The 23,753-nt window shown below is 32.8% G+C and carries 23 protein-coding genes, 1 tRNA gene and 1 pseudogene; 17 read left to right on the forward strand and 8 right to left on the reverse strand.

Annotated features, from left to right (window positions below):
* The 4 genes from secG to LL966_RS14700 all read left to right on the forward strand — a co-directional run bounded on the left by secG (window position 1) and on the right by LL966_RS14700 (window position 4,012).
* Window positions 1-342, forward strand: coding sequence for a preprotein translocase subunit SecG (gene secG, locus LL966_RS14685; RefSeq protein WP_229354331.1), 342 nt, complete (start codon window positions 1-3; stop codon window positions 340-342).
* Between the two features lie 143 nt (window positions 343-485).
* Entirely contained in the window at window positions 486-761 is a 276-nt protein-coding gene (locus tag LL966_RS14690) for a co-chaperone GroES (protein ID WP_012023920.1), read from the forward strand.
* 82 nt (window positions 762-843) lie between these two features.
* Complete coding sequence (groL, locus tag LL966_RS14695) at window positions 844-2,475, forward strand: chaperonin GroEL (RefSeq protein ID WP_229354333.1); 1,632 nt, start codon at window positions 844-846, stop codon at window positions 2,473-2,475.
* 337 nt (window positions 2,476-2,812) lie between these two features.
* A complete protein-coding gene (locus LL966_RS14700; protein WP_229354335.1) occupies window positions 2,813-4,012 on the forward strand; it encodes an alkaline phosphatase family protein in 1,200 nt (399 codons plus the stop codon).
* A 189-nt stretch (window positions 4,013-4,201) separates the two neighbouring features.
* On the opposite strand, the gene LL966_RS14705 is transcribed toward LL966_RS14700, so the two are convergent.
* From LL966_RS14705 to LL966_RS14725, 5 genes are all read right to left on the reverse strand, one after another.
* Window positions 4,202-5,041, reverse strand: coding sequence for an oxidoreductase (locus tag LL966_RS14705; RefSeq protein WP_229354337.1), 840 nt, complete (start codon window positions 5,039-5,041; stop codon window positions 4,202-4,204).
* A gap of 91 nt (window positions 5,042-5,132) precedes the next feature.
* Window positions 5,133-6,041 (reverse strand): helix-turn-helix domain-containing protein, encoded by a 909-nt coding sequence (locus tag LL966_RS14710; RefSeq protein WP_229354339.1) that lies wholly within the window; start codon window positions 6,039-6,041, stop codon window positions 5,133-5,135.
* A gap of 319 nt (window positions 6,042-6,360) precedes the next feature.
* Window positions 6,361-7,890, reverse strand: coding sequence for a SulP family inorganic anion transporter (locus LL966_RS14715; RefSeq protein ID WP_229354340.1), 1,530 nt, complete (start codon window positions 7,888-7,890; stop codon window positions 6,361-6,363).
* A gap of 232 nt (window positions 7,891-8,122) precedes the next feature.
* Complete coding sequence (locus tag LL966_RS14720) at window positions 8,123-8,335, reverse strand: hypothetical protein (RefSeq protein ID WP_229354342.1); 213 nt, start codon at window positions 8,333-8,335, stop codon at window positions 8,123-8,125.
* 35 nt (window positions 8,336-8,370) lie between these two features.
* Window positions 8,371-9,360, reverse strand: coding sequence for a DUF6268 family outer membrane beta-barrel protein (locus LL966_RS14725; RefSeq protein WP_229354344.1), 990 nt, complete (start codon window positions 9,358-9,360; stop codon window positions 8,371-8,373).
* A gap of 179 nt (window positions 9,361-9,539) precedes the next feature.
* Between LL966_RS14725 and LL966_RS14730 the strand changes: the two genes are divergently transcribed.
* From LL966_RS14730 to LL966_RS14790, 13 genes and pseudogenes are all read left to right on the forward strand, one after another.
* Complete coding sequence (locus LL966_RS14730) at window positions 9,540-10,538, forward strand: sensor histidine kinase (RefSeq protein ID WP_229354346.1); 999 nt, start codon at window positions 9,540-9,542, stop codon at window positions 10,536-10,538.
* Window positions 10,511-11,224 carry a LytR/AlgR family response regulator transcription factor gene (locus LL966_RS14735; RefSeq protein ID WP_229354347.1) on the forward strand — a complete coding sequence of 238 codons (714 nt, stop codon included), beginning with the start codon at window positions 10,511-10,513 and terminating at the stop codon, window positions 11,222-11,224. Before LL966_RS14730 ends, LL966_RS14735 begins: the two co-directional genes overlap by 28 nt.
* A gap of 353 nt (window positions 11,225-11,577) precedes the next feature.
* Window positions 11,578-12,042 carry a hypothetical protein gene (locus LL966_RS14740; protein ID WP_229354348.1) on the forward strand — a complete coding sequence of 155 codons (465 nt, stop codon included), beginning with the start codon at window positions 11,578-11,580 and terminating at the stop codon, window positions 12,040-12,042.
* Between the two features lie 379 nt (window positions 12,043-12,421).
* Window positions 12,422-13,651 (forward strand): TMEM143 family protein, encoded by a 1,230-nt coding sequence (locus LL966_RS14745; protein WP_229354349.1) that lies wholly within the window; start codon window positions 12,422-12,424, stop codon window positions 13,649-13,651.
* 93 nt (window positions 13,652-13,744) lie between these two features.
* On the forward strand, window positions 13,745-14,209 hold the full coding sequence (locus LL966_RS14750; RefSeq protein WP_229354350.1) for an Mpo1 family 2-hydroxy fatty acid dioxygenase: 465 nt from the start codon (window positions 13,745-13,747) through the stop codon (window positions 14,207-14,209).
* A 7-nt stretch (window positions 14,210-14,216) separates the two neighbouring features.
* Entirely contained in the window at window positions 14,217-15,083 is an 867-nt protein-coding gene (locus LL966_RS14755; protein ID WP_229354351.1) for a class I SAM-dependent methyltransferase, read from the forward strand.
* Between the two features lie 155 nt (window positions 15,084-15,238).
* Window positions 15,239-16,018, forward strand: coding sequence for a hypothetical protein (locus LL966_RS14760; RefSeq protein ID WP_229354352.1), 780 nt, complete (start codon window positions 15,239-15,241; stop codon window positions 16,016-16,018).
* A 653-nt stretch (window positions 16,019-16,671) separates the two neighbouring features.
* Window positions 16,672-17,082, forward strand: a pseudogene (locus tag LL966_RS22885) (TlpA disulfide reductase family protein); the annotation flags it as partial.
* A 150-nt stretch (window positions 17,083-17,232) separates the two neighbouring features.
* The gene (locus LL966_RS14770; RefSeq protein WP_229354354.1) at window positions 17,233-17,640 is read left to right on the forward strand and encodes a hypothetical protein; all 408 of its coding nucleotides are present in this window, start codon (window positions 17,233-17,235) and stop codon (window positions 17,638-17,640) included.
* A gap of 131 nt (window positions 17,641-17,771) precedes the next feature.
* The gene (locus LL966_RS14775; protein ID WP_229354356.1) at window positions 17,772-18,632 is read left to right on the forward strand and encodes a hypothetical protein; all 861 of its coding nucleotides are present in this window, start codon (window positions 17,772-17,774) and stop codon (window positions 18,630-18,632) included.
* A gap of 52 nt (window positions 18,633-18,684) precedes the next feature.
* On the forward strand, window positions 18,685-18,879 hold the full coding sequence (locus tag LL966_RS14780) for a hypothetical protein (RefSeq protein WP_229354357.1): 195 nt from the start codon (window positions 18,685-18,687) through the stop codon (window positions 18,877-18,879).
* A 183-nt stretch (window positions 18,880-19,062) separates the two neighbouring features.
* Window positions 19,063-19,656 (forward strand): dihydrofolate reductase family protein, encoded by a 594-nt coding sequence (locus LL966_RS14785; protein ID WP_229354358.1) that lies wholly within the window; start codon window positions 19,063-19,065, stop codon window positions 19,654-19,656.
* A 5-nt stretch (window positions 19,657-19,661) separates the two neighbouring features.
* A complete protein-coding gene (locus tag LL966_RS14790) occupies window positions 19,662-20,771 on the forward strand; it encodes a tetratricopeptide repeat protein (protein WP_229354359.1) in 1,110 nt (369 codons plus the stop codon).
* A 98-nt stretch (window positions 20,772-20,869) separates the two neighbouring features.
* Here the strand turns inward: LL966_RS14790 and LL966_RS14795 are convergent.
* The 3 genes from LL966_RS14795 to ftsZ form a co-directional block, all read right to left on the reverse strand.
* Window positions 20,870-20,943: transfer RNA gene (locus LL966_RS14795), tRNA-Arg, on the reverse strand.
* A gap of 88 nt (window positions 20,944-21,031) precedes the next feature.
* Entirely contained in the window at window positions 21,032-21,481 is a 450-nt protein-coding gene (locus LL966_RS14800) for a GatB/YqeY domain-containing protein (RefSeq protein ID WP_229354360.1), read from the reverse strand.
* 263 nt (window positions 21,482-21,744) lie between these two features.
* Window positions 21,745-23,721, reverse strand: a complete 1,977-nt coding sequence (gene ftsZ / locus LL966_RS14805) for a cell division protein FtsZ (protein WP_229354361.1) — start codon at window positions 23,719-23,721, stop codon at window positions 21,745-21,747.
* Between the last annotated feature and the right edge of the window lie 32 nt (window positions 23,722-23,753).

A 23,753-nucleotide genomic window follows, 5' to 3' on the forward strand; every position in this document is an offset into this window, starting at 1 on the left:
ATGAGCACATTTTCAATTTTTTTAGTTTTAATTACAATAGTTTGTTTTCTATTGATCATCGTAATCATGGTACAAAACCCTAAAGGAGGCGGATTGTCTTCTACTATCAGCGGAACGCAGATGTTAGGTGGAGTACAAAAAACAACTGACTTTTTAGATAAAAGTACTTGGACTTTAGCTACTGTTCTAATTGTGTTAATTTTACTTTCTAGTTTAAGTTTTTCTGGAGCTTTAAGCGATACAGATTCTAAACTTATTGATAAAACAGAAGCTCCTGTAAATACACCAGCGGCTCCTGCTCAAGGAACTACTCCTGCTCCAGCAGCACCTGCAACTAAATAATCTTATTTCAATATAGAAATCTAATGCCAGCCTGTCAAAGCTGGCATTTTTTTTAAGAAATAATGTCAGTTTTACCAGCATGGCATAATTTCTGAAAGTTTATAGAACATAAAAAAATGTATAACTTATAATAATATAAAATCATGGCTTTAAACATTAAACCGCTTTCAGATCGCGTACTTATTGAGCCTGTTGCAGCTGAAACCAAAACTGCCTCAGGTATTTTTATTCCAGATACTGCCAAAGAAAAACCACAAAAAGGAACTGTAGTTGCAGTAGGAAACGGATCTAAAGATCATACTATGACTGTAAAAGTTGGTGATACTGTTCTTTACGGTAAATACGCAGGAACAGAATTAAAATTAGAAGGAACTGATTATTTGATTATGCGCGAGGATGATATTCTTGCAATTATCTAAAAAAAAATATTGTATTGAGTAAGAAGTACTAATTAAGAACTTCATAAACTTGAAACAAATCAAACTTTAAACAAAAATTAAAATGGCAAAAGATATAAAATTTGATATTGAAGCACGTGACGGATTAAAACGTGGTGTTGATGCATTAGCAAATGCTGTAAAAGTAACTCTTGGACCAAAAGGTCGTAACGTAATCATCGGAAAATCATTTGGTGGACCAACTGTTACTAAAGATGGTGTTTCTGTTGCAAAAGAAATCGAATTAAAAGACCCATTAGAAAATATGGGCGCTCAAATGGTTAAAGAAGTTGCTTCTAAAACTAATGATTTAGCTGGAGACGGAACTACAACTGCTACAGTTTTAGCTCAGGCTATCGTAAAAGAAGGTCTTAAAAACGTTGCTGCTGGTGCAAATCCAATGGATTTGAAACGTGGTATTGATAAAGCGGTTGAAACTATTGTTGCTGACTTAGCAAAACAAGCTAAAGTGGTTGGAAGTGATTCTGACAAAATCAAACAAATTGCTTCTATCTCTGCTAATAATGACGAAGTTATTGGTGAATTAATCGCTACTGCTTTCGCTAAAGTTGGAAAAGAAGGTGTTATTACTGTTGAAGAAGCTAAAGGAACTGATACTTTTGTTGACGTTGTTGAAGGAATGCAGTTTGACAGAGGTTACCTTTCTCCTTACTTCGTAACTAACCCAGAGAAAATGGAAGTGGAACTAGACTCTCCATACATCTTATTATACGACAAAAAAGTATCTTCTTTAAAAGAATTACTTCCAGTTTTAGAGCCAGTTGCTCAATCAGGAAAACCATTATTGATTATTGCTGAAGATGTTGACGGAGAAGCTCTATCTACATTAGTAGTAAACAAATTAAGAGGTGCTCTTAAAATTGCTGCTGTAAAAGCTCCTGGTTTTGGAGACAGAAGAAAAGCAATGTTAGAAGATATCGCAATCTTAACTGGTGGAACTGTAATTTCTGAAGAAAGAGGTTATACTTTAGAAAATACAACTATCGAAATGTTAGGAAACGCAAAAAGAGTTTCTATCGATAAAGATAATACTACTATTGTAAGCGGTGCTGGTGAAGCTGATATTATCAAAAACAGAGTAAACCAAATTAAAGGTCAGATGGAAACTACTACATCTGATTATGATAAAGAAAAATTGCAAGAGCGTTTGGCTAAATTAGCTGGTGGAGTTGCTGTTCTTTATGTTGGTGCTGCTTCTGAAGTTGAAATGAAAGAGAAAAAAGACAGAGTTGACGATGCTTTACACGCAACTCGTGCAGCTGTTGAAGAAGGAATCGTTGCTGGTGGAGGTGTTGCTTTATTAAGAGCAAAACTTGCTTTAGCTGACTTAAAAGCGGATAACGCTGATGAAGCAACTGGAATCCAAATCGTTTCTCGCGCTGTTGAATCTCCATTAAGAACTATCGTTGAAAACGCTGGTCTTGAAGGTTCTGTTGTTGTAGCTAAAGTTTCTGAAGGTTCAGGTGATTTTGGATACAATGCAAAAACTGACGAATATGTAGACATGTTAAGTGCAGGAATTATCGATCCTAAAAAAGTAACTCGTGTTGCATTAGAAAATGCTGCCTCTGTTTCTGGAATGATCTTAACTACAGAATGTGCATTAATTGATATTAAAGAAGAAAATGCCGGTGGCGGAATGCCAATGGGAGGCGGAATGCCAGGAATGATGTAATTCATTCTCTTCTTAAAACTTAAAGCGTCAGATTTTCATCTGACGCTTTTTTTTGCCACAGATTTCACTGATTAAAAGGATTTTCTTTTGCCACGAATTGCTCGAATTTCCACGAATTACTTTTTTAGCCACAGATTAAAGGATTATAAAGATTAAAATCTGTGGAAATCTTTTTAATCTGTGGCAAATTTAACAGTAAAACAATTCGTGGAAATTTATGTAATTGCTTCGCCTGTTCGCTATCGCTCGGGTCGTGACAAACTTTTTTATTTAACATTCTCTTTTTCTTTAAAAAATCTGTTATCAATATCTTTGCTGCTTCATAATAATATCAAAAATGAAAAAGCATTTTACCTCACTCCTATCATTAATTTTTCTTTCACTTTCATTCGTTTTACAAGCCCAAAACAATAAAGACAATTATGTTGTTTTAGTTTCTATGGATGGCTTTCGCTGGGATTATGGCAAGCAATTTAATCTTCCAAACCTAAAACAAATTGAAAAAGAAGGCGTTCATGCCAAATCAATGAAACCTTCATATCCAACAAAAACGTTTCCTAATCATTATACTATCGTAACAGGTCTTTATCCTGATCATCACGGAATTATAAATAATGTTTTTTATGATGCAGAATTAAATCAATCTTTCTCATTATCAAGCGAAGCAAAAAATGATTCTCGTTTTTATGGCGGAAATCCGATTTGGAATTTAGCAGAACAGCAAGGTGTAAAAACGGCTTCTTTTTTCTGGCCGGGTTCTGATATTGACAAAAGAAATCCCAGCTATTTTAAAAATTACAATGGAAAAATTCCGTACGAAGCCAGAATTGATACGGTTATGAAATGGCTTCAGCTTCCAGAAAAACAAAGACCTCATCTGGTAACTTTGTATTTTGATGAACCTGATCATTCAGGACATAATTTTGGTCCGCTTTCGCCACAAACTAAAAAAGCCGCAATCAAAATGGATTCAATTATGGGGGAACTATCTAGAAGATTAGATCAATTGCCAATCGGAAAACAAGTTAATCTAATCATTGTTTCAGATCACGGAATGGCTGATATTTCTAATGATAAAAAAGTAGCCGTTTTAGATTACTTACAACCAGAATGGTTAGGTTACAAAGACGTAATTAACCCAATTATGAGTTTACAAGCAAAAAACGGCTTTAAAGATTCTATTGCCAATGCTTTGAAAAAGGTACCTCATATTAAATTTTGGAAATCGAATGAAGTTCCAAAAAGATTGCATTACGGAACAAATCCGCGTGCACATGATTTTGTGATTGAGGCCGAAAAAGGATGGAGTTTAGTAAGCAAAGAAAGCACCCATATTAAAGGCGGAACCCATGGTTATGACAATGATAACAAAGACATGCATGCTATTTTTTATGCAAAAGGTCCTGCTTTTAAAGTAGACAAAACGGTAAAAACTTTTCCAAATATTTCCGTATATCCTTTAATTGCTCACATTTTAGGGTTACAAGTTGGCGAGATTGATGGGAAGTTAAGCGATGTTAAATCGATGCTTCGCTAATTAGAGAATTTGTCAATTAGAAAATTAGATAATTATTTCCATTTTAATCTGTAGAGACGCACCGCAGTGCGTCTAACGCAACGTAACCACAATTTTTGATGCATGAAACGCAGACGCACTGCGGTGCGTCTCTACAGATATACATCATGTCAAATCATTTTCTAATTGACAAATTATCAAATTGACACATTAAAACCCAGTTGAAATAGAAACCGATTTCCATCCCTCCAATTCCTTTTGAACACTCGCTATTTTTTGGTTTGCCATATTATAAGCATCTTCACCTAAAAACAAATGCAATGGAGGATTTTGATCGTGGCTCGCTTTAATTAAAGCTTCTGCTAATTTTACCGGATCTCCCGGCTGATTTTCGTTAATATCCTCTTTGTGAGCGTTTTCAGATTGTCTCACTTCTTTATAATCTGGAATCGGATTTTGAGGTAATAATAACGAACTGTCTTTTAAGAAATCGGTTCTAAAATAACCAGGATAAACAATTGTAGCGTGAACTCCAAATGATTTTACTTCAGCTGCCAAAGATTCTGTTAAACCAGCAACAGCAAATTTTGTAGAACAGTAAATTCCCCAGCCTGGAAATTCTCCGTAATAACCTCCAACAGAAGAGATATTAAAAATATGACCCGACTGATTCGCGCGAAGAATTGGCATTGTGTTTCTAATTACATTTAATAATCCGAAAACATTTACTTCGTAATTTTTTCTGGCTTCAGCATCAGTTAATTCTTCTAATGCACCTAGTAATCCGTAACCAGCATTATTAACTAAAACATCAATTGTTTTAAAATGATTTACCGCTTTATCAATTGCCTTTTTTACACTTTCTTCATTAATCAAATCCATTTCAAGAGGCAGAAAACTATCAGATGTGTTTCCTAATGCTTCAATTAAAGAAGATTCATTTCTTGATGTTGCAGCTACTTTATAACCTTCTGCTAATAATTTTTTAGCTAATTCTAATCCAAGTCCTTTTGAAGCACCTGTGATAAACCAAACTTTGTTATTTTCCATGATTTTAATTTTTTACATTTTAATTACAGGACAAAGGTATTGGCGAAGTGCCTCTTAAATATTGAAGCAATCAAACAAGAAGTTGCAAAAATCAAACAATTTCAGTCAAACGATAGTTTTTAGGCGAAACCTGAACATTTTTCTTGAAGAAATTAATAAAATGAGATAATTCTTCGAAACCTAAACACCAGGCAATTTCATTAATATTCCAATTGGTTTGTTTCAATAAAATCATCGCTTCTTGAACAATTCTTTCAGAAATAATCTGAGAAGTGGTTTTTCCAGTCGTTTCTTTTAAAGCTTTATTCAAATGATTGACATGTACATTTAACTGATTGGCGTATTCCGAAGGTGAACGAAAATTGATTTGCTGCGAAATCGATTCAATCGGAAATTGACGCTCTAACAATTCCAAAAACAAAGAAGAAATTCGAATCGTCGCATTTGATTTACTGTATAATGAAGTAGTTACAGTCTGGGTTTTAAGCGCAAGGTGAATAATCTCGAAAACCAAATTTCGGATTACATCATATTTAAACACATAATCTGAATTGATTTCATCCAGCATTCGCAAATAAACTGATTTCAAAGATTCAGCTAATTCTACTGAAACGGGAACCACTGGATTTCCGCCGGGCTGAAATAATGGATACTCTTTTAAATTCCCAAACTGACTAAAAAAAGCATCTGTAAAAATACAGAAAAACCCAGTCTGACTTTCATCAATATGTTCCCAGCTGTACGGAATTTGAGGATTTGCAAAGAATAAAGCCTGATCTTCGATCGCTACAACTTTATCTGCATAATGCACTTTGTTTTTGCCAATGATTAAACTTATTTTATAAAAGTCTTTTCGAGTATAAGGCAATGGATTACAAGTACTACCAATATAGTCATCCAATTTAAAAACATTAAAATGTCCGATTTCTTTTTTAAGATTTTCGGGCATTCCTTTTATTTTTACGGTGTAAAAATCTTCTAAAGTTTCTGTCAGTTTCATTTGGCAAAGTTACGAAAATCAATCTTTAGTTAATTAGATAATTTGAGAATGTGTCAATTTGATAATTAGAAAATTTGATGATTAACTGATTGTCACCCTGAGCGAAGTCGAAGGGCGCTCCAATTAGCACGCGGGCTTCGACTTCGCTCAGCCTGACAAAACAACAAACCCGACAGGTTTTAAAACCTGTCGGGTTTGTATACATTGTGTAGACGCACTGCAGTGCGTCTCTACAGATACACGTTTCCAAAATCATTATCTAATTATATAATGGACACATTCTCAAATTATCTAATTATCAAATTGACACATTATCAAATTAACTGACCACTTTATAAGTAGGATCTTCAATAACATTGACATTAATAACCGCATCTGCATTTTTGAGTAATTGCCTGCAGTCTGGGCTTAAATGCTCCAACTCTACTGTTTTATTTAGCTGATTGTATTTTTTTGTCAGATTATTTAAAGCTTCAATTGCAGACATATCTGAAACCCTGCTTTCTTTAAAATCGATTATAATGTGGTTTGGATCGTTTTGAATGTCAAATTTTTCTAAAAAAGCAGCTGTTGAACCAAAGAATAATGGGCCATAAATTTCGTAATGTTTTACTCCGTTTTCATCTATATAATTTCTTGCGCGAATTCGTTTAGCACTTTCCCAAGCAAAAACCAAAGCCGAAATAATCACACCAATTAAAACCGCCAAAGCTAGATTGTGCAATACAATGGTAATTAACGCCACCAAAATCCCAACAAAAATATCGTGCCTTGGCATTTTATTGATAATCCTAAAACTCGCCCATTCAAAAGTCGTAATGGCAACCATCATCATTACCCCCACTAAAGCAGCCATTGGCAGTTTTCCAATTACGGGCGCTCCAAAAAGTATAATAATCAAAATGGTCAGAGAAGCAATAATTCCAGAAAGTCTTGCTCGTGAGCCCGCACCAAGATTAACCAAAGTTTGTGCAATCATTGGGCAGCCGCCCATTCCGTAGAAAAAACCGTTTAGAATGTTTGAACTTCCTTGCGCAATACATTCGCGATTACTGTTTCCGCGAGTTCCGGTAATTTCGTCGACTAGATTCAGCGTAAGCAAACCTTCCGTTAATCCAACTGCCGCAACAATTACGGAATAAGGGAAAATCACTTTTAGGGTTTCAAAAGAAAATGGAATATTCGGAATATGAAATGGAGGAAAACCTCCTTGAACCGAAGCAATATCTTCTACGGTTTTGGTTTCAATATTGAAGATAATTACCAAAGCAAAAACAACCATAATCGCAACTAAAGAAGCTGGAACTGTTTTTGTGATTTTAGGAAAAATCAAAACGATGGAAACTGTTAACGCTACCAAACCCAACATAATATATAACGGTGTTCCTTGAAGCCAAGAAACCTGACCGTTAATTACGGTTTTAAACTGTTCTAACTGCGACATGAAAATTACAACTGCCAATCCGTTAACGAAACCAAACATTACGGGTTGAGGAACAAGTCTTATAAACTTTCCGAGTTTAAAAAGTCCTATGCAAATCTGAACTATTCCGCCAAGCGCAACGGCAGCAAAAACATATTCTATTCCGTGCGATTTCATCAGAGCGATCAAAACAATTACTGTCGCTCCTGCCCCGCCCGAAATCATTCCTGGTCTTCCTCCAAAAATAGCTGTCACCAATCCTGCAATAAAAGCGGCATATAATCCGACTAAAGGTGGAAATCCAGCCAGAATTGCAAATGACAAAGATTCGGGAATCATGGTCATAGCTACTGTTAAACCGGCTAAAATTTCATTTTTGTAATTGACTTTTTGGGAGAAATCGAAGAGTTGGAATGCTTTTTTCATAGGCACAAAATTAGAAAAATTATATGCAAAAAAAGAATAACCCTTTTCAAGAAGAAAAAGAGGAGGGAAGAAATCGATAAATGGAACAAATGTACTAACGCAGCTGTTCTAAAAGAAAAATTAAAATCGAAAGAATAAAGCCTATCATCTTGGTTATTGTTTTTTGGGATAAAATTATTTAGCAAAAATACTTACAAAAACATTAAAAACAACTGCGTATTTACACCTGCTTTTAATCTAACCTTATACAAGTATATCCTAAACAGTGCATATAATCCATAATATTATCGCACTGCAAATCCATTCCTTCAACTCTCAAGATTTTATCGCAGTCTTCCAGATCAAAATTAATTTTATAGTCAGGAAATTGAATCTGTATAATGGCAACGACATAATCTCTTTCTGACTCTTTCTGAACATTTGTTTTAAATATCTCCACAATCATAACGTTCTCTTTTAGTTCTTTCAACGTAATCATTATTATTTTCGATTAAAAAAATTATACGATATTCCAAACCTAACGTAACCCTGCGCATCTTCTTTTTGATCATAAATATAACGGTTGGTTCGTTCGCCTCGTTCCGTAATTCGGGCGCTCACAACATTGTTGATACCGCCTTTTGCAAATGCAATCAATTTTGGAGTAAAACTATACTCGTATGTAATCCCAGATTTTAGCTCCAACTGGTTCAGTTCATAAACTCCTTTTAAATTTGCGCTATTTAAATTTAAGTAAAAACTTTCAGTATTTAATTCTGTTCCTAATGAAATTCTTCCGTTTTCTAAAAGCTCTCTTCTAAACAAAATTCGTTGCGGCAGAATAAAATCCATATCCCATTTTGAGTTTTTAAACTTATGATTAACAGACAAAAGCGGTGTCATTGGCACAATAGAAGATGGATCGAGCAGTAGTAAAACCCCAGCTGTAATAGTCGTCGAAGGCGTTCTTTTAAGCACCAAAACTCCAGAGGCAAAACCTTTTAAACGCTGCAGTCTTTCTTCGTTACCATCTACGGTTGCGGTTGCACTGTAAATAGCTGTTTTTCCAAAAAGCGATGCCATATAAGTTGCTGTTATTGCGCCTGCCCAATAATGAATATCGGCATTTTCTCTCCTATAACTTTCGCCAGTGCCATAATTGTAAATATCGCCAAACTCATAGTTCTCATATTTGTAACGAAGCGAAGCAGCTAAAACAAAACGTTTTGATTTTGTAGCATAAAAAGGCAGATTAAACGCCGCTTTGAATCGGCTGTGACTCTCAAATCTTCCTCTTTCAAATTTATTCCCGAACAATTCCGAATTGTAATTCGATGGCCCAAGCTGTTCGTACTGCACATCAAAAGTTCTAGTGGTCGGAAACTTATCTACTATGGCTTTTCCTAAGGTTTTCATGCCCGGCTCCTTTTCCTGTGCCATGGTTTTTAAAGAAATAAAGACAACTAAAACGGAGATGATTTTGGATTTCATAAATTAAGTGATGTAAAATTTATTTTGGGATACATTGAAACTGGATCCAAAAGTAAATGAGCCATACTTATTATAACAGTATTTTTATACCAACGGCGTATGATTTATACGAACGGCGTTAGTATAATTTATCCTTTACAAAGGGCTAAAAACTATACGATTATATTATTTTTGCCGTTATGACTATCTCCAAACTTTATCAAAACTTTTTCCTGCGAAATCTATTCGTAAATACACTTGTTTATTTAGTCATTTTAGCCTGTGTTTACGACGAAATAAAACTAGACGGACACAGCTGGTCTTATATTTTAAGTAAAATTGCCGTTGGATATTTCCCGTGTATTGTTTGGATTACCATTTTCAATATCTGCATTATCAAACCTGTTTTATTCAAGAAAAAAGTCAAAACATTCTTTGTGCTTCTTGCAGCTTATTGGACTGGTTTTTACTTTTTTATGAACTGGTTTTTTCCTCTTGTTGGTTTAGGAAATTTTAAAACCCTGCAAATATTATCGTTGATTATTAACGGAATGTTTTTCTATTTTATTCATGTTGTGATTACGAAAAAAATCATGGATGCGGATAAAGATATTATGAATTTTAAATCGGAACTTTCATTTTTAAAACAACAATTGAATCCGCATTTTTTGTTGAATGCGATGAATAATCTTTACGGAGAAGCATTGGCTGAACCCGACAAAGTTCCGGATCGCATTCTAAATCTTTCAGATATGCTGCGTTACCAGATTGAAGCTTCTAAAAAAGATTATGTTTTATTGGAAGAAGAAATTGCGTTTATTAAAAAATATATCGAATATTACACCTTTAGAAATGAAAGACTTATGGCAAAGCAAAAATTTGAAGGTGTTCATGACGAGATTGAAATTCCCCCTTTGTTCTTTTTACCTTTGGTAGAAAATGCCGTTAAATTTTCTGCCGAAACTACAGAACCTTTTATTAATTTAGATTTAAAAGTAAAATGCCGCGGTATTATTTTTACCATAAAAAACAATTGTCTGGATTCGGAATCGCGTCTTTCGAGCACCGGAATTGGAATTGAAAACCTAAAAAGACGTTTAGAAGTTTACGGTCTAAAACACCGTTTGAGCTGTAAAAAAGAGAAAAATATGTTTACCGTAAAATTATGCATATGGCATTTACCTACCGCTGTCTCATAATTGATGACGAATCACCGGCACACAAAGCCTTGATTTCGCATATTTCTAAATTTGACGAACTGGAGCATTCCGGTAGCGCTTTTAATGGTATGGAAGCCATAAAACTGCTAAACGAAAACCAATACGACATTATTTTTTTAGACATTAATATGCCTGTAATTTCTGGCGTAGAATTAATGGAATTACAACCGAATCGTCCGCTTACGATTGTCACAACGGCTTATTCTGATTTTGCACTTTCTGCCTACCAAAATGATGCAATTGATTACCTTTTAAAACCCATTTCGCCAGATAAATTTGCTAAAGCAATAGAAAAGGCAAAAACCTTTCATTCTGGAAATAATCTTAAAAAGGAAGATAGCAGCAACGAAAAAATACTTTCTTGTCGCTCTAACGGGCAAATAATTGAAACTCCACTAATTGATATTTTATACGTTGAAAGTCTTGGCAATTATATGAAATTATACAGCCGAAAATTGAAATCTCCAATCATCATTTACGGTTCTCTTGCCAGCATTGCCACTGAGATTGACTGTTCTCATTTTGTTCAGGTACATCGCTCGTTTATTGTAAATACCCGAGAAATAACTTCGGCTATCAATAAAACTTTAACAATGAGTAATGGAGAAATCATTCCGGTGGGAAGAAAGTATCAGATTTTGTTGGACAATTTGCTGATTAAATAATTGAGATGATTTTTCTCTTATTTTGTTTAGCTTTTCTTTAATTAAACTAAACAGAAAAGTAAACTTTTTTTTTAATCAAAACAAAAGAATTATTTTTCTTACAATATAAAATTCAAAAAATCAAAATCATTTTGTACTAAATCTAACACAATCTCAAACTCCTGCATACCCAATAATTACAGGAAATCTTACTTTTACGAAAACGTTATATGTCGTTAATTTAAACCAAATAAAAATATACTTATACGCAATTTCGCGAATTATTTTCTTAAAAAATATACTTATCTGGATAATTTTTCCTACTTAATTATTTAAATTCGCACGACACAACTATTTAGATTATTTTATAACCAATGAGCATTTTTAATTTATTTAAACGATCAGATATAAAATGTCCGAGATGTCTTGGAAAAGGTTTTGTCTCTTGGGAAGATATTAATCGTTTAAACAGGCAATTAAAATGGGTTCCCGCTCCTTGCGCTTATTGTAATGCAAAAGGAAAAGTCGAAAAAAAGATGCTTTCTATGGTTGACGTAGATTGCATGTATCTCACCATCGATTTGCCAGAATCTGTACTAGATAAAATAAAAGAAGGCGATCTGGAAACAATTGAAAAAGGCAAACAACGCGAACTTTTTGTAGATTCTTTAATACAATATGCAGAGCATCATTATGTAACTCAAAATATGGATGCCGAAAGCATTGCAAACTTATATTTAAGCAACGAAGCCGAAAATGCCCCTTTTTCTGCAACACGAGAAGAATTAATAAAATACATTCAAGGCGTTATCAATCTCAAAAAGTCGACTTTAAACTAAACAACCTTTACAACTTTGCCACTTTATACCTCTGCATCTTAAAAACAAAAAACAGGTATAAATACGTATAGCCACAATTTTATTTTGGCGTAAACTTGCTGTGAATAATTTTTAGTTTAGAATAAGGTTTTCTTCTAGAAGGCTTTTAAATTTTTTGTCACTTTTTTTGGAACACAGAAGTGGAATTTCAAATCGCTGGTACCGATATGAAATTTCACTTTTTTATTTTATAAGTATCCTCAAATATGTACAAAGTCATAAAATACGATCGCTCGATTCTTTTCTCTTCTTTCTTTCAAATCTGCCGCTTTTGACCCTAAAAAAAAAGCCTTATTTTTGCATTCTGTAAACGCCACGAAATTAAAGCCCAGAAATCGATATGATACGAGAACATTATATTCCGTTTAATAAAGAGTTTTTACTCGAACAGCAAATTGCCGTCTTTGCGGAAGATGCTAAAAAAGCGGAAGATTTTAAGAAACTTTTCGATATTATCGAACATTATTATCACTATGAATCTTTTAATTTAAATCGAAATCTAAAGCAAAATTATGCGCTTTACGATCCAGATTTAAGCGAAAAAGAACGCGAGCAGTTTATCAATAAAAGTGATTTTCCTGTTTTTAAAGAAACGCTTTTGAAAGTTTTAGAACGCGGAAATTATTACAGAATTGATCAGAATGCTTTGGATAAAGCTTTTAAGGAATCTGATTTGATTGGCTTAAATCTTTCTATCGATTTTAATGCTTTTAAAGATTTCGAACTCTACGCAAGAGGCCATCATAAAAGTAAAGAAAAAATCAAAAAATACTTTTTCTGGACAAAAGAAGTCGAAATTGAATATTACGATCGTATCTTAATTTATTTGAATTACAGCGATGCCGATTATCTTAAAAGCAAAAAAGTCAAATTAGGAAAAATGCCAATTGATCCTGGCTCCATTGGATTGAAAATTTTCAAACGAGTTCCTAAAAACGATCTTGAAACGATTTTTCCGAATGCGATTCCGAAAATGTCTTTAAAAGACAAAATGCTGCTTTGGATTCCAGCAGTTTTTGGTGGAATTTCGTTATTAAGCGCTAAAGTAATTCCAGCTCTGATTAATATGTATGATGCGTATCAGACTGGAGAAACTATCGATTTACTCAACAGTAAAACTTCCTTAAATCAAGGTTTAATCGCTTTAGGAATTTTGGCTGTTTATTGCTTTCGTCAATACAATAATTTTATAAACAAAAAAATTAGATACTCCAAAACACTCTCTGACAGTTTATATTTTAAAAATGTCGGAAACAACAGCGGTGCATTCTATTCTCTTTTAAATTCATCTGAAGAAGAAGCTTTAAAAGAAACCATTCTAGCTTATACTTTTTTACACGAAAGTCAAAATCCATTAACCGCAGAAGAACTCGACGACCAAATCGAATCTTGGTTTAAAACAAAATTAAATACCGATCTAGATTTTGACATACATGATGCTTTGCTGAAATTAAAAAGCATTGGACTAGGTTTAGAAAACAATGGAAAATGGAGCGTAATTCCGTCAAACGATGCCTTAATTACAATTGATGAATTGTGGGATAATGTTTTTGAGTATAACCAAAAATAGGTTTGTTATTTTTATTTTGCAGTTTATTGCCTTCCGATTAACGTAAGAGAAATTTCATTAGATTTACTGCAACCTAACTATAAAACCACAAAAATGAGAACCTTAGACCAATGGTTTGCAGAGTATGCTGTAAGTCACCAAAACCCTAAAAACAAAGCCATACACTACATTTGTGTACCAGCCATTTTCTTTTCTATTGTCGGATTGTTAATGAGCATTCCGAGTTCAATTATTTCAAGTACGTTAAAACTAAATGCGCCAATTATCGAAAATTGGGCTTTTATCGTTTTGCTTTTTGTTCTTGTTTTCTATATCAGATTATCAATTGCAATGGCTATTAAAATTGCTATTTTTTCTATGCTTTGTTTGGTTATAAATTACTACATCGGAAAATTAGTTCCGTTATGGGCTTTCTCAATCGGCGCATTTATTATTGCCTGGATTGGACAATTTTACGGACATAATATTGAAGGAAAAAAACCATCTTTCCTTAAAGATCTTCAGTTTTTATTAATTGGGCCAGCTTGGGTTGTAGAAAATTTGTTTTCTAGAAAATAGAACTAAAATGAAAGCAGAAAAAACAAGTAGAACGGCACAATACATGGCGTTCTTTCGAGCATTGGAAACACAACGTAAAGAAAGATTGTTTTCAGATCCTTATGCCATCAATTTTATAGACTCAAAATTAAGACTTGCAGCTCAATTGTATAAATATCCGGTTGTTGCAAAATATATTGATAATATTATACAAAAAAAGATTCCAGGAGCTTTGTCTTCTGGAATTGCAAGAACAAAATATATTGATGATTTACTTAAAAATGCGGTTTCAAATGGCATACAACAAGTTATAATTTTGGGCGCGGGATTTGACACAAGAGCAGTACGTCTCGATTTTCTAAAAAATATTCCTGTAATAGAAATTGATCATCCGAATACATCAAATTTCAAAGCTGAAGTTTATAAAAACAGGATTGGGCAAATTCCTCAAAACATACTTTTTCTTCAAATTGATTTTAATAAACAAAATCTAGATCAATTAGCATTAGAAAACAATGTAGACTTTTCTAAACCAACTGCAATAATTTGGGAAGGTGTAACAAATTATCTAACGGAAAATGCTGTAAAAAGCACTTTTGCTTTTATTTCAAAATTCGCTGCTGACAGCCATATTATTTTTACTTACGTACATAAAAATATTCTTTTAAAGCCAGAATCTTTTTTGGGCGGTAAAAAACTTCTGGAAGATCTTAAAAACCTAGAAGAACATTGGACATTTGGTTTTATGCCAGAAGAGCTTCAAAATTATTTAAAGCAATTTGATATTGAACTTTTAGAAGATTTGGGCGCCAATGAATATCGTGAAAAATTTCTCGAAAACCGATCTGAAAAAGGTTATGAATTTTACAGAACTGCGATTGGTGTAAAAAAGTAAGCTATTTAAAAGATATTCTTACTATATAAAATCTTCAAAATAATTTTGTGGTTTTTGCTAATATTTTCTTAATAAAAAAACAACGAACGGTATAATATAAACTTTTACAATTCGTTAAACAATTAAGAAATAAACAAATAAAAAACCACAAACAGATGAAAAAAATCTACCTTTTGTTATTCTTTGCCGTTGTTAGCAATCTATTCTCTCAAAACGGAAAAATCTATCTAAAAAATTCAAAATTCAACATTGGCAAACCCAATACGTATGTTTATGAACCTCCTCAAGGTCTCGCAATAAAAGACAACGCGAAAGCAAATTTTCTTTACATCACGCCTACTGATTTTTCTTCTGACATTAGTCCGCTGAAAAGAAGTGGAAAACGTTATGAGTTTACAGCAAAGGTTCCTGATTCTGTCAGAGTAATTCTAGTAACAATAAACGATTCACAAAAAATTGCAGACAGCAATAATGAAAAAGGTTATTCTGTACTTTTAAAAACACAAAATGATATTGAATTGGGAAAGAGTTTGATAAACGAAATTTATGTTAGAAGTAATGGAAGTTACTTTTTAAGACTAAAATCAGATCCAAAAAGAGAAGATTTAATTGCTGAATATGATGCCATATTCGCAAAATATCCGAAATTAAGAGATGATATCGTTTCTTTAGAATATTTATACACTAAAAAATCTCTCAACAGAGAACAAGGAGAGAAAGACCTTCTAGCTTTTGCCGATATAGGTGTACAAAAAAATACCGAAGAATATTTGACTGCTGCTTATAATATCTATAGTTCTAATAATGATACGCAAGATAAAGCTCTAAAATTGAGAAAAGAAATTTCAGAAAAGTATCCTGCAAATAGAATTGATGCAATGGATTTATTCGAAAATTCTATGATCAGCCTAATAAAACAGAAGCTTCTATTTTAGAAAGCCTTACTACTTTTAAAACAAAATATTCTAACGATACTTCTAAAAGGTCTCTAAGCTATTTTTATTCCGCTTTGGTGCCTATATATCTAGATAAAGGAGAATTAGAAAAGGCTATTGCCTGCGAACCTTATATAAATCTTCCAGCAGACTCCTATAATAATTTTGCTTGGGGTCAATCAGGCGGTGATTTAACAATGCCTGTAAAAGATATTGATTTTGTCACTAAAGTTTCTAAACGATCATTAGACATTCTTGAAGCAAAACGAAAAGAATGTTACACTCCTGATTATAATGGCAAATTCAATATGTTTGCCGATACTTATGCGATTCTGCTTTATAAACAAGGTAAATATGAAGAAGCTTTTAAATACCAAAGCGGAGTGAAAGCACTAAACGGATTGGATGCTGGTGGGAAAGAGCGCTATTTAGCAATGTTAGATAAATTAAAAAGTAAAGATGAAGTAAAAGCTTATATTGAAGACGAAATCAGTAAAGTCAATACATCACCTGCATTTCTTTCTAAACTTAAAGAAGTTTACATAGAAAAAAAATTACCTCTTGCTGAATATGATGCGATAAAACAAAAGACAGATTTATTAGCAAAAGAAAACAAGAGCAAAGATCTTCTTTCAAAATTTGGAAGCGCAACTGCTTACGATTTTACTCTTAAAAATATGGAAGGAAAAGAAATTAAACTTTCAGATTATAAAGGCAAAATTGTTGTACTTGATTTTTGGGCTACGTGGTGCGGGCCATGCAAAGCATCTTTTCCTAAAATGCAGGATTTAGTTACCAAATATAAAGGAAAAGACGTCGCTTTCTTATTTGTAAATACTTGGGAAAATGGCAAAGAAGACGAAATATTTAAAAACGTGACAGGTTATATCGCCGAGAAAAAATTTGACTTTAATGTTATTTTTGATTCTAAACAAGAAGTGGTTACCAATTATAAGATTGAAGCTATTCCAACACGTATTGTAATTGATAAAAATGGCAGTATTCTAGCTTATGATAACTCAAATACTAATATAGCTGAGCTTATTGAAGAGCAATTAAAATAAGTATTCTCTTATTTTTAAAACAAAAAAATGTACTTTTGATATATCAAAATTAGATTTATGATACAGCTTATTTGGGGAATATTAAACATTGTTACATTTTTTGCACTTATTGCTTTTTGCTGGAAAAAAGCAGTTGAAATCCGTCAAAAAATGGGAATTTTTGTTGCTGTTCTTTTTTCATTTTTTGCTTTGTCTTTTATTACAAAACCTGGTAATAGCTCAGAGTATAAAAAATTTGAATTTGAAAATAAGAAAGTAAGCCAAAAAATAAATCGTAACACGCATTTCTCAGAGATTACTCTAGAAGACGATTTGGCAACAAAAATGGAGTTGAGCGTTCTTTATGATGATGAAAATGCAATTTCAGCAGTTGTTACCAGAAGTGGTTTTGTTAGCGGTACAGAATGGCAAACTCATAATATCTTTGTAAATAAATTGGAAAAAAAAGATAGCTATCAATATTCAGTCACCGGCAACAGAAAATGGAAAATTCTAGGAATTGAGCTATATTCAGAATTTAAACAATATAGAGGAATGAAAGAATTTAAACCTAAATAGATTTTACATTTTTCCTTCAAACAGATTCTAAAAGGACAAAAAGAATTCTATCTTTTTTGTCCTTTTTTTAAATGTAAACCTATTCTTTTTGTAGCCAAAATTCATTATCAATCCGTATTAATTTATAATAAATGAGAAAACTAATCACATTAATAGTCATAACCATTTTAGCTTCTGCCTGCAAAAAATCCGAAAATAACACAGTTTCAAATAACGCAGTAACAAAAACCGATAGCACTTCTGCTAATCATTCGGCAACAGCCATAAAATCAGATTCTGGCGCTCTTTTGGATTTATTCACTAAAAGAAAAGACGAAATTATCCTAAAATTAAAATCTATTTCTGCCGAAGAAGCCAATGCTTTATATGAAAAATATCACGAAGAAAACGGTTATTTACTGCATCAGATAGATGAAAAAGAAGATCGTTTACTACAAAATTTTTATAGTGAAAAAGACGCTGATAAAAAGGAAATCAAACTTTTAAATGATAAACTGGTAAAACATCAATTGCAATTTGACGAATTAGGCGAAGGGATTGTTGAAATTACCACAAAACCAGATTTTTATTATTCGATTTTTAAAAACTATGTGACGCCAGATTACAAAGAATATTTGCTTTTGCAAAGCGAAGAAAACAAACAGCCTTATTCTGCAGATGCAGGACTAATTATTAGTTTTAAAGATTTAGGAGACCGAGTAGTTTCATGGGAAATTTTCATGAATAAATATCCGAACTCAACATTAATGAAATCTGTAAAAGATGAGTACAAAATGTATCAATTAGATTATTTAATCGGAGAAGATAATACGCCAACTTATGAAAGGGCAGCAGACGAAAAGTACATTTATCCAGAAAATATTCAGGAGTTTAACCGTTTTCTAAAAAAATACCCAAACAGCCCGACTGTGCCTTTAATTCATATATTTATGGAAAACTTCAAAAACGAAAATATTGCAGAAATGCTGCGTGAAGAACAAGATAAATTATAAATTTTAATATAACGATTTTCAAAATCCTTTAATTCTATAAAACATTTATAACATGGAGAATAAAAATAATGTACCAGTATTTACTTTTAGTATTGTAGCAATCATTTTAGGCGTAGTGCTGTATAAACAATTCGATTTTAATACGTTAACATTCGAAAAACCTGCATTGGCAATTGTTTATATTATAGTTTTTGTATTTTCAATTTTTGTTCTAATTAAAAACTTCACAAAAAGAGCTAAAAAATAAAACTGTTTTTTACAAAAGCAGCTCAAGCATCAAACTAAAAAAGAGAACATAATTTTATATGAATTTCCAAAAGAACCATATCAATAGATTATCGAATAATAAAACAAATGAGTTTGTTATTTGAAGTTGTATAAAGACAGAAAAGGCCTAAATCTAAACTTATAAAAAACAAAACTAGATATTATGAGAAAAATAATTGTTTTGTCAATGATTTCATTAGATGGCGTAATGCAAGCTCCTGGTGGTCCAGAAGAAGACACGTCTGACGGTTTTGAATTTGGGGGCTGGACTGTTCCGTACGGCGATAAAGCTTATGATGATGCCGTTCAAAAAGAATTAAAACCCGCAGATTATCTTTTAGGAAGAAAAACATTTGAAATCTGGGAAAATTATTGGCCTGATCATTCTGAATTTTGGCCTGAAATTAATAACGGAAATAAATATGTTCTCTCTAAAACCAGAAAAAAATCAGATTGGAAAAATTCTATTTTCATAGAAAGCCTTGCTGAAATAGAGAAATTGAAAGATTCTGATGGTTTAGATATTCACGTTTGGGGCAGCAGCGAGCTCATTCATTTATTATTAAAAAATAATTTAGTTGACGAACTTCGCTTAAAGATTCATCCTTTGTTACTCGGAAAAGGAAAGAAGCTTTTTGATGATAAAGCTAATCCGTCTGCATTTTCTTTAATTGAAAGTACTGTCACTACAACGGGAGTAATTTTAGCTAATTATATCCGAAATGGGGAAATTAAAACTGGGAATGCGATAATCTAATATATATGAAGAAAAGTACCTTAACATTCATTTTAATCTTTTTCAGCTTAGTGATTCTCGCTCAGGATAAAGTAACAAATGAACTGAAAAACTTATCAGACACTCAGCAATTTGACAAAATAATTAGTCAATACACTTCTGAATACAAAGATTTATCAGCAAAATCCCTCTATTATATTGGACTTGCTTATTATATGAAAGAAGACGATTCAAATTGTATTAAATTCATGGATTTATCTATAAATAAAGACAGCAAAGATCCTGCGCCCGCTTATATAAAAGCTTCTACATTAAACTATATGGGTAAATACAATGAAGCTATAACTTATTTTCAAAACGCAATCAATTTAAATCCAAATGACGCAGAATCTTATAGTGGACTTGGGGATTCTTATTATCAAACCAAAGAGGTTAATTTATCACTTGAAAATTATAAGAAAGCAACACTGCAAAAGGAATGTCCAAACAGACCTTATTTAATGTTAGCTCAAATTTATTACGAACAAAAAGAAAATGATAAAGCACTAGAAGCATATTATACAGCGAAATCAAAAATATCAAAAGAGTCTGATTCATATATAAATATCTTATTTAACATTGGACTTTTAGAATCTTTAAAAGGAAATTACGAAAAAGCAGAACCCATTTTTATCGAACTCATTCAATTAGAACCGACTGATTATCATTCCTATGCAAAACTTATTCAAATTTATTACTATAGAAAAGAATATGAAAAAGCAAAACCTTATAAGGATAAGCTCTATGAGGCATATGCAAAGGGAGAATTAAAAGACAATTTAAAAGATATGTTTTGTTATGATCAATTTAAATGGAATGGCTATCAGGTTCAAGCATTTGAACACTACGAAAATAAAAACAAAGGAAATATTTACAATAAACATGTCTTTTATTTAATTGACAATTCAGGTCAAATTGTCTTGAGAGTACAAACGGAGTTTTCACCAGTTTCTATTGAATTGGGCGGAACAAAATATCTCCTTTGCGCCAGTAAAGGAAACACACATTACAACTCAGGAATAGGATTTAATGATGATTTAAATTATAGTGACTTAAAAACAGAAGCTATTAAACTCTTTGAAAAATATAGTAAGTAAAGTTTTTTCATTTGTTTTAATATTCTCAAGAAACATACGGGAATTATATAAATCAAAAAGCGCAAGCCTATAAAATAAGGCTTGCGCTTTTTGTAATGTGACCCCGGAGGGGTTCGAACCCCCAACCCTCAGAGCCGAAATCTGATATTCTATCCAGTTGAACTACGAGGTCTAATATTTAAAATTCAATTTTTTAAATTCCAAATTCCAATTTTAGCATTGGAATTTGGAATTTATATATTGGAGTTTCCAATTGGAATTTAAACTAAAAGTTTCTTTACAATTGCTGAGATTGTTTTTCCTTCAGCAGTTCCACCTAATTGAGCAGATGCTAATCCCATTACTTTACCCATTGAAGCGATTCCTGAAGCACCTGTTTCAGCAATGATTTTTGCGATTACAGCTTCTACTTCTTCTTCGCTTAATTGAGCTGGTAAAAACTTCTCGATTACCGCAACCTGAGCCAATTCTGGTTCAGCCAAATCAGGACGGTTTTGTTCTGTAAAGATTCTTGCGCTCTCTTTACGAGTTTTAACCAATCTTTGAAGTAATTTAATTTCTTCGTCTTCTGATAAATCTTCTTTAGAACCTGACGCTGTAGAAGCCAATAATAATTCAGATTTTACTGCTCTTAAAGCTTCTAATGCTACTGTATCTTTTGCTTTCATGGCCGTTTTGATCTCGTCCATGATCTGTGTTTGTAAACTCATGTTTATTATATTTTATTTGAATAAGCTGATGCTTATTAATTGATATTTATATCGAAAGTACTCATTACTTTTAAGAGTAATTCTTTGTCAGGCTGAGCGAAGTCGAAGCCTCTTTCAGACAAGAAACCCTTGACTTGAGGGTGACAATATTGTCTTTAAAATACTATTTTAAAAGTCAAATTTTAAATTCTGTGCGAAGATAAAAAAAATAACCCGAAAATTAAATCCAATTTTCGGGCTATCCTAATATTATGATGCTAAAATTAATCTACGTTATCGTGCAAAAATGAATTGTTTGAACGTATTTGTAAATCGTTGTTACTATCTGTTCCAACAGAAATTCTAGAATTTGCATTATTAGACTGCGAATTAGACAAGTCAATTCCTAATCTTTTGTAAGCTGGCTCTTTTTCCAACTCGTCAATTCTAGAAACATTATTATGGAATTTATAGTTAAACTCTTTTAGTTTCTTTCTTCTTTCTTCAGCTCTTAAACGTAAAGTTTCTTCAATAGTCAATTCTAAAGGAGAAACTTCAGAAGTTGTAGAAAAATCAGGTTGGCTAGCAAAATCAACTCTTGGTTTCAAAGTGATGTTTAATTCTTCTGGAATAACATCTTCAACCACTTTCTCAACTGGTTTAGAAGCCAATAAATCATTTTCTACCTCCATGTATTCTTCAAGAGAGTATTTAACGATTCCGTTATCTGAAACTTCTGTTACAGGTACAAACTGCACAGGATCATTAACTTTTATCTCACGAGTTTCGTTTGTTAATTCAAATAAAACTCTATTATCTTCTACAACTGGCTCTCTTTTTGCAGGCTCTTGTTTAAACAAAGGAAGATCAAAAGAAAACGTTGTTTGTTCTTCTTTTTCAAATACTCTTTGTTGTTGCACTGGCTGTTGCATTTGCTGAACAGGCACTTCTGGAGCAGAAATTGTAAAATCGATATCTGTAATTGGCGAAACAATTTCGAAAGTTACATCTAGATTTTTGATAAATTCAGACATTACTACCAATTCTTCCTGATTGATTGCTGGAGCAACAGCTTGAACCGGAGTTGGAGCAAATGTTTCGTCTTCATCATCCGTTAAATCAAAAACTACTTTCGCTTCAGGTTTTGTTGTTGGCGTATCAACTGTTAAGTCGAAAGAAGAAAGTGGTTTGTTTGTTAAATTATGAACACTTCTTTGCTCATCTTCTAACGTATGAATGATTTTTTTAGGTTCTGTATTTACAATTTCATTTTGTTGTTCCACATCAAATCCTGTTGCAATAATTGTTACAGCGATTGCTTCACCAAGAGTTTCGTCTTCACCAACTCCCATGATGATATTTGCATTGTAACCCGCTTCGGCTTGAATGTGATCGTTGATTTCTCCGATTTCATCAAGAGTAATCTCGTTAGTTCCAGAAACGATAAGCAACAATACGTTTTTGGCACCTGTAATTTTATTATCGTTTAACAACGGAGAATCTAAAGCCGAAACAATCGCTTCTTTTGCTCTGCTTTCACCTGTTGCTACAGAAGATCCCATAATCGCAGTTCCACTGTTTGACAAAACAGTTTTTGCGTCACGTAAATCGATATTTTGAGTATAATGGTGCGTAATTACTTCAGCAATACCTCTAGAGGCAGTTGCCAAAACTTCATCCGCTTTAGAAAATCCAGCTTTAAAACCAAGATTTCCATATACTTCTCTTAATTTATTATTATTGATTACAATTAAAGAATCTACCTGCTTACGCAATTTCTCAATTCCAATAATTGCCTGCTCCTGACGTACTTTGCCTTCAAATTGAAACGGAATTGTCACGATACCAACAGTCAATATTTCTCTTTCTTTTGCTAATTGAGCAATTACAGGAGCTGCACCAGTTCCAGTTCCTCCACCCATACCGGCAGTAATAAATACCATCTTAGTATTTCTATCCAACATTTTTTCAATGTCAGAAATACTTTCGATAGCAGATTGCTGTCCAACATCTGGGTTTGCTCCCGCTCCTAATCCTTCAGTCAAATTAACCCCTAATTGGATTTTATTTGGCACTGAACTATTTTGAAGCGCTTGTGAATCGGTATTACAAACGATAAAATCTACGCCTTTAATACCTTGTTTAAACATGTGGTTAATTGCGTTACTACCGCCTCCACCAACACCTATGACTTTGATTACATTTGATTGATTTTTTGGTAAATCAAATGAAATACTTCCAAATTCTGAGTTGCTCATCATCTTTTTGGTTTTTGAAATTCTTATTTAGTACA

The sequence above is a fragment of the Flavobacterium chungbukense genome, assembly GCF_020805785.1.
Classification (GTDB): domain Bacteria; phylum Bacteroidota; class Bacteroidia; order Flavobacteriales; family Flavobacteriaceae; genus Flavobacterium; species Flavobacterium chungbukense.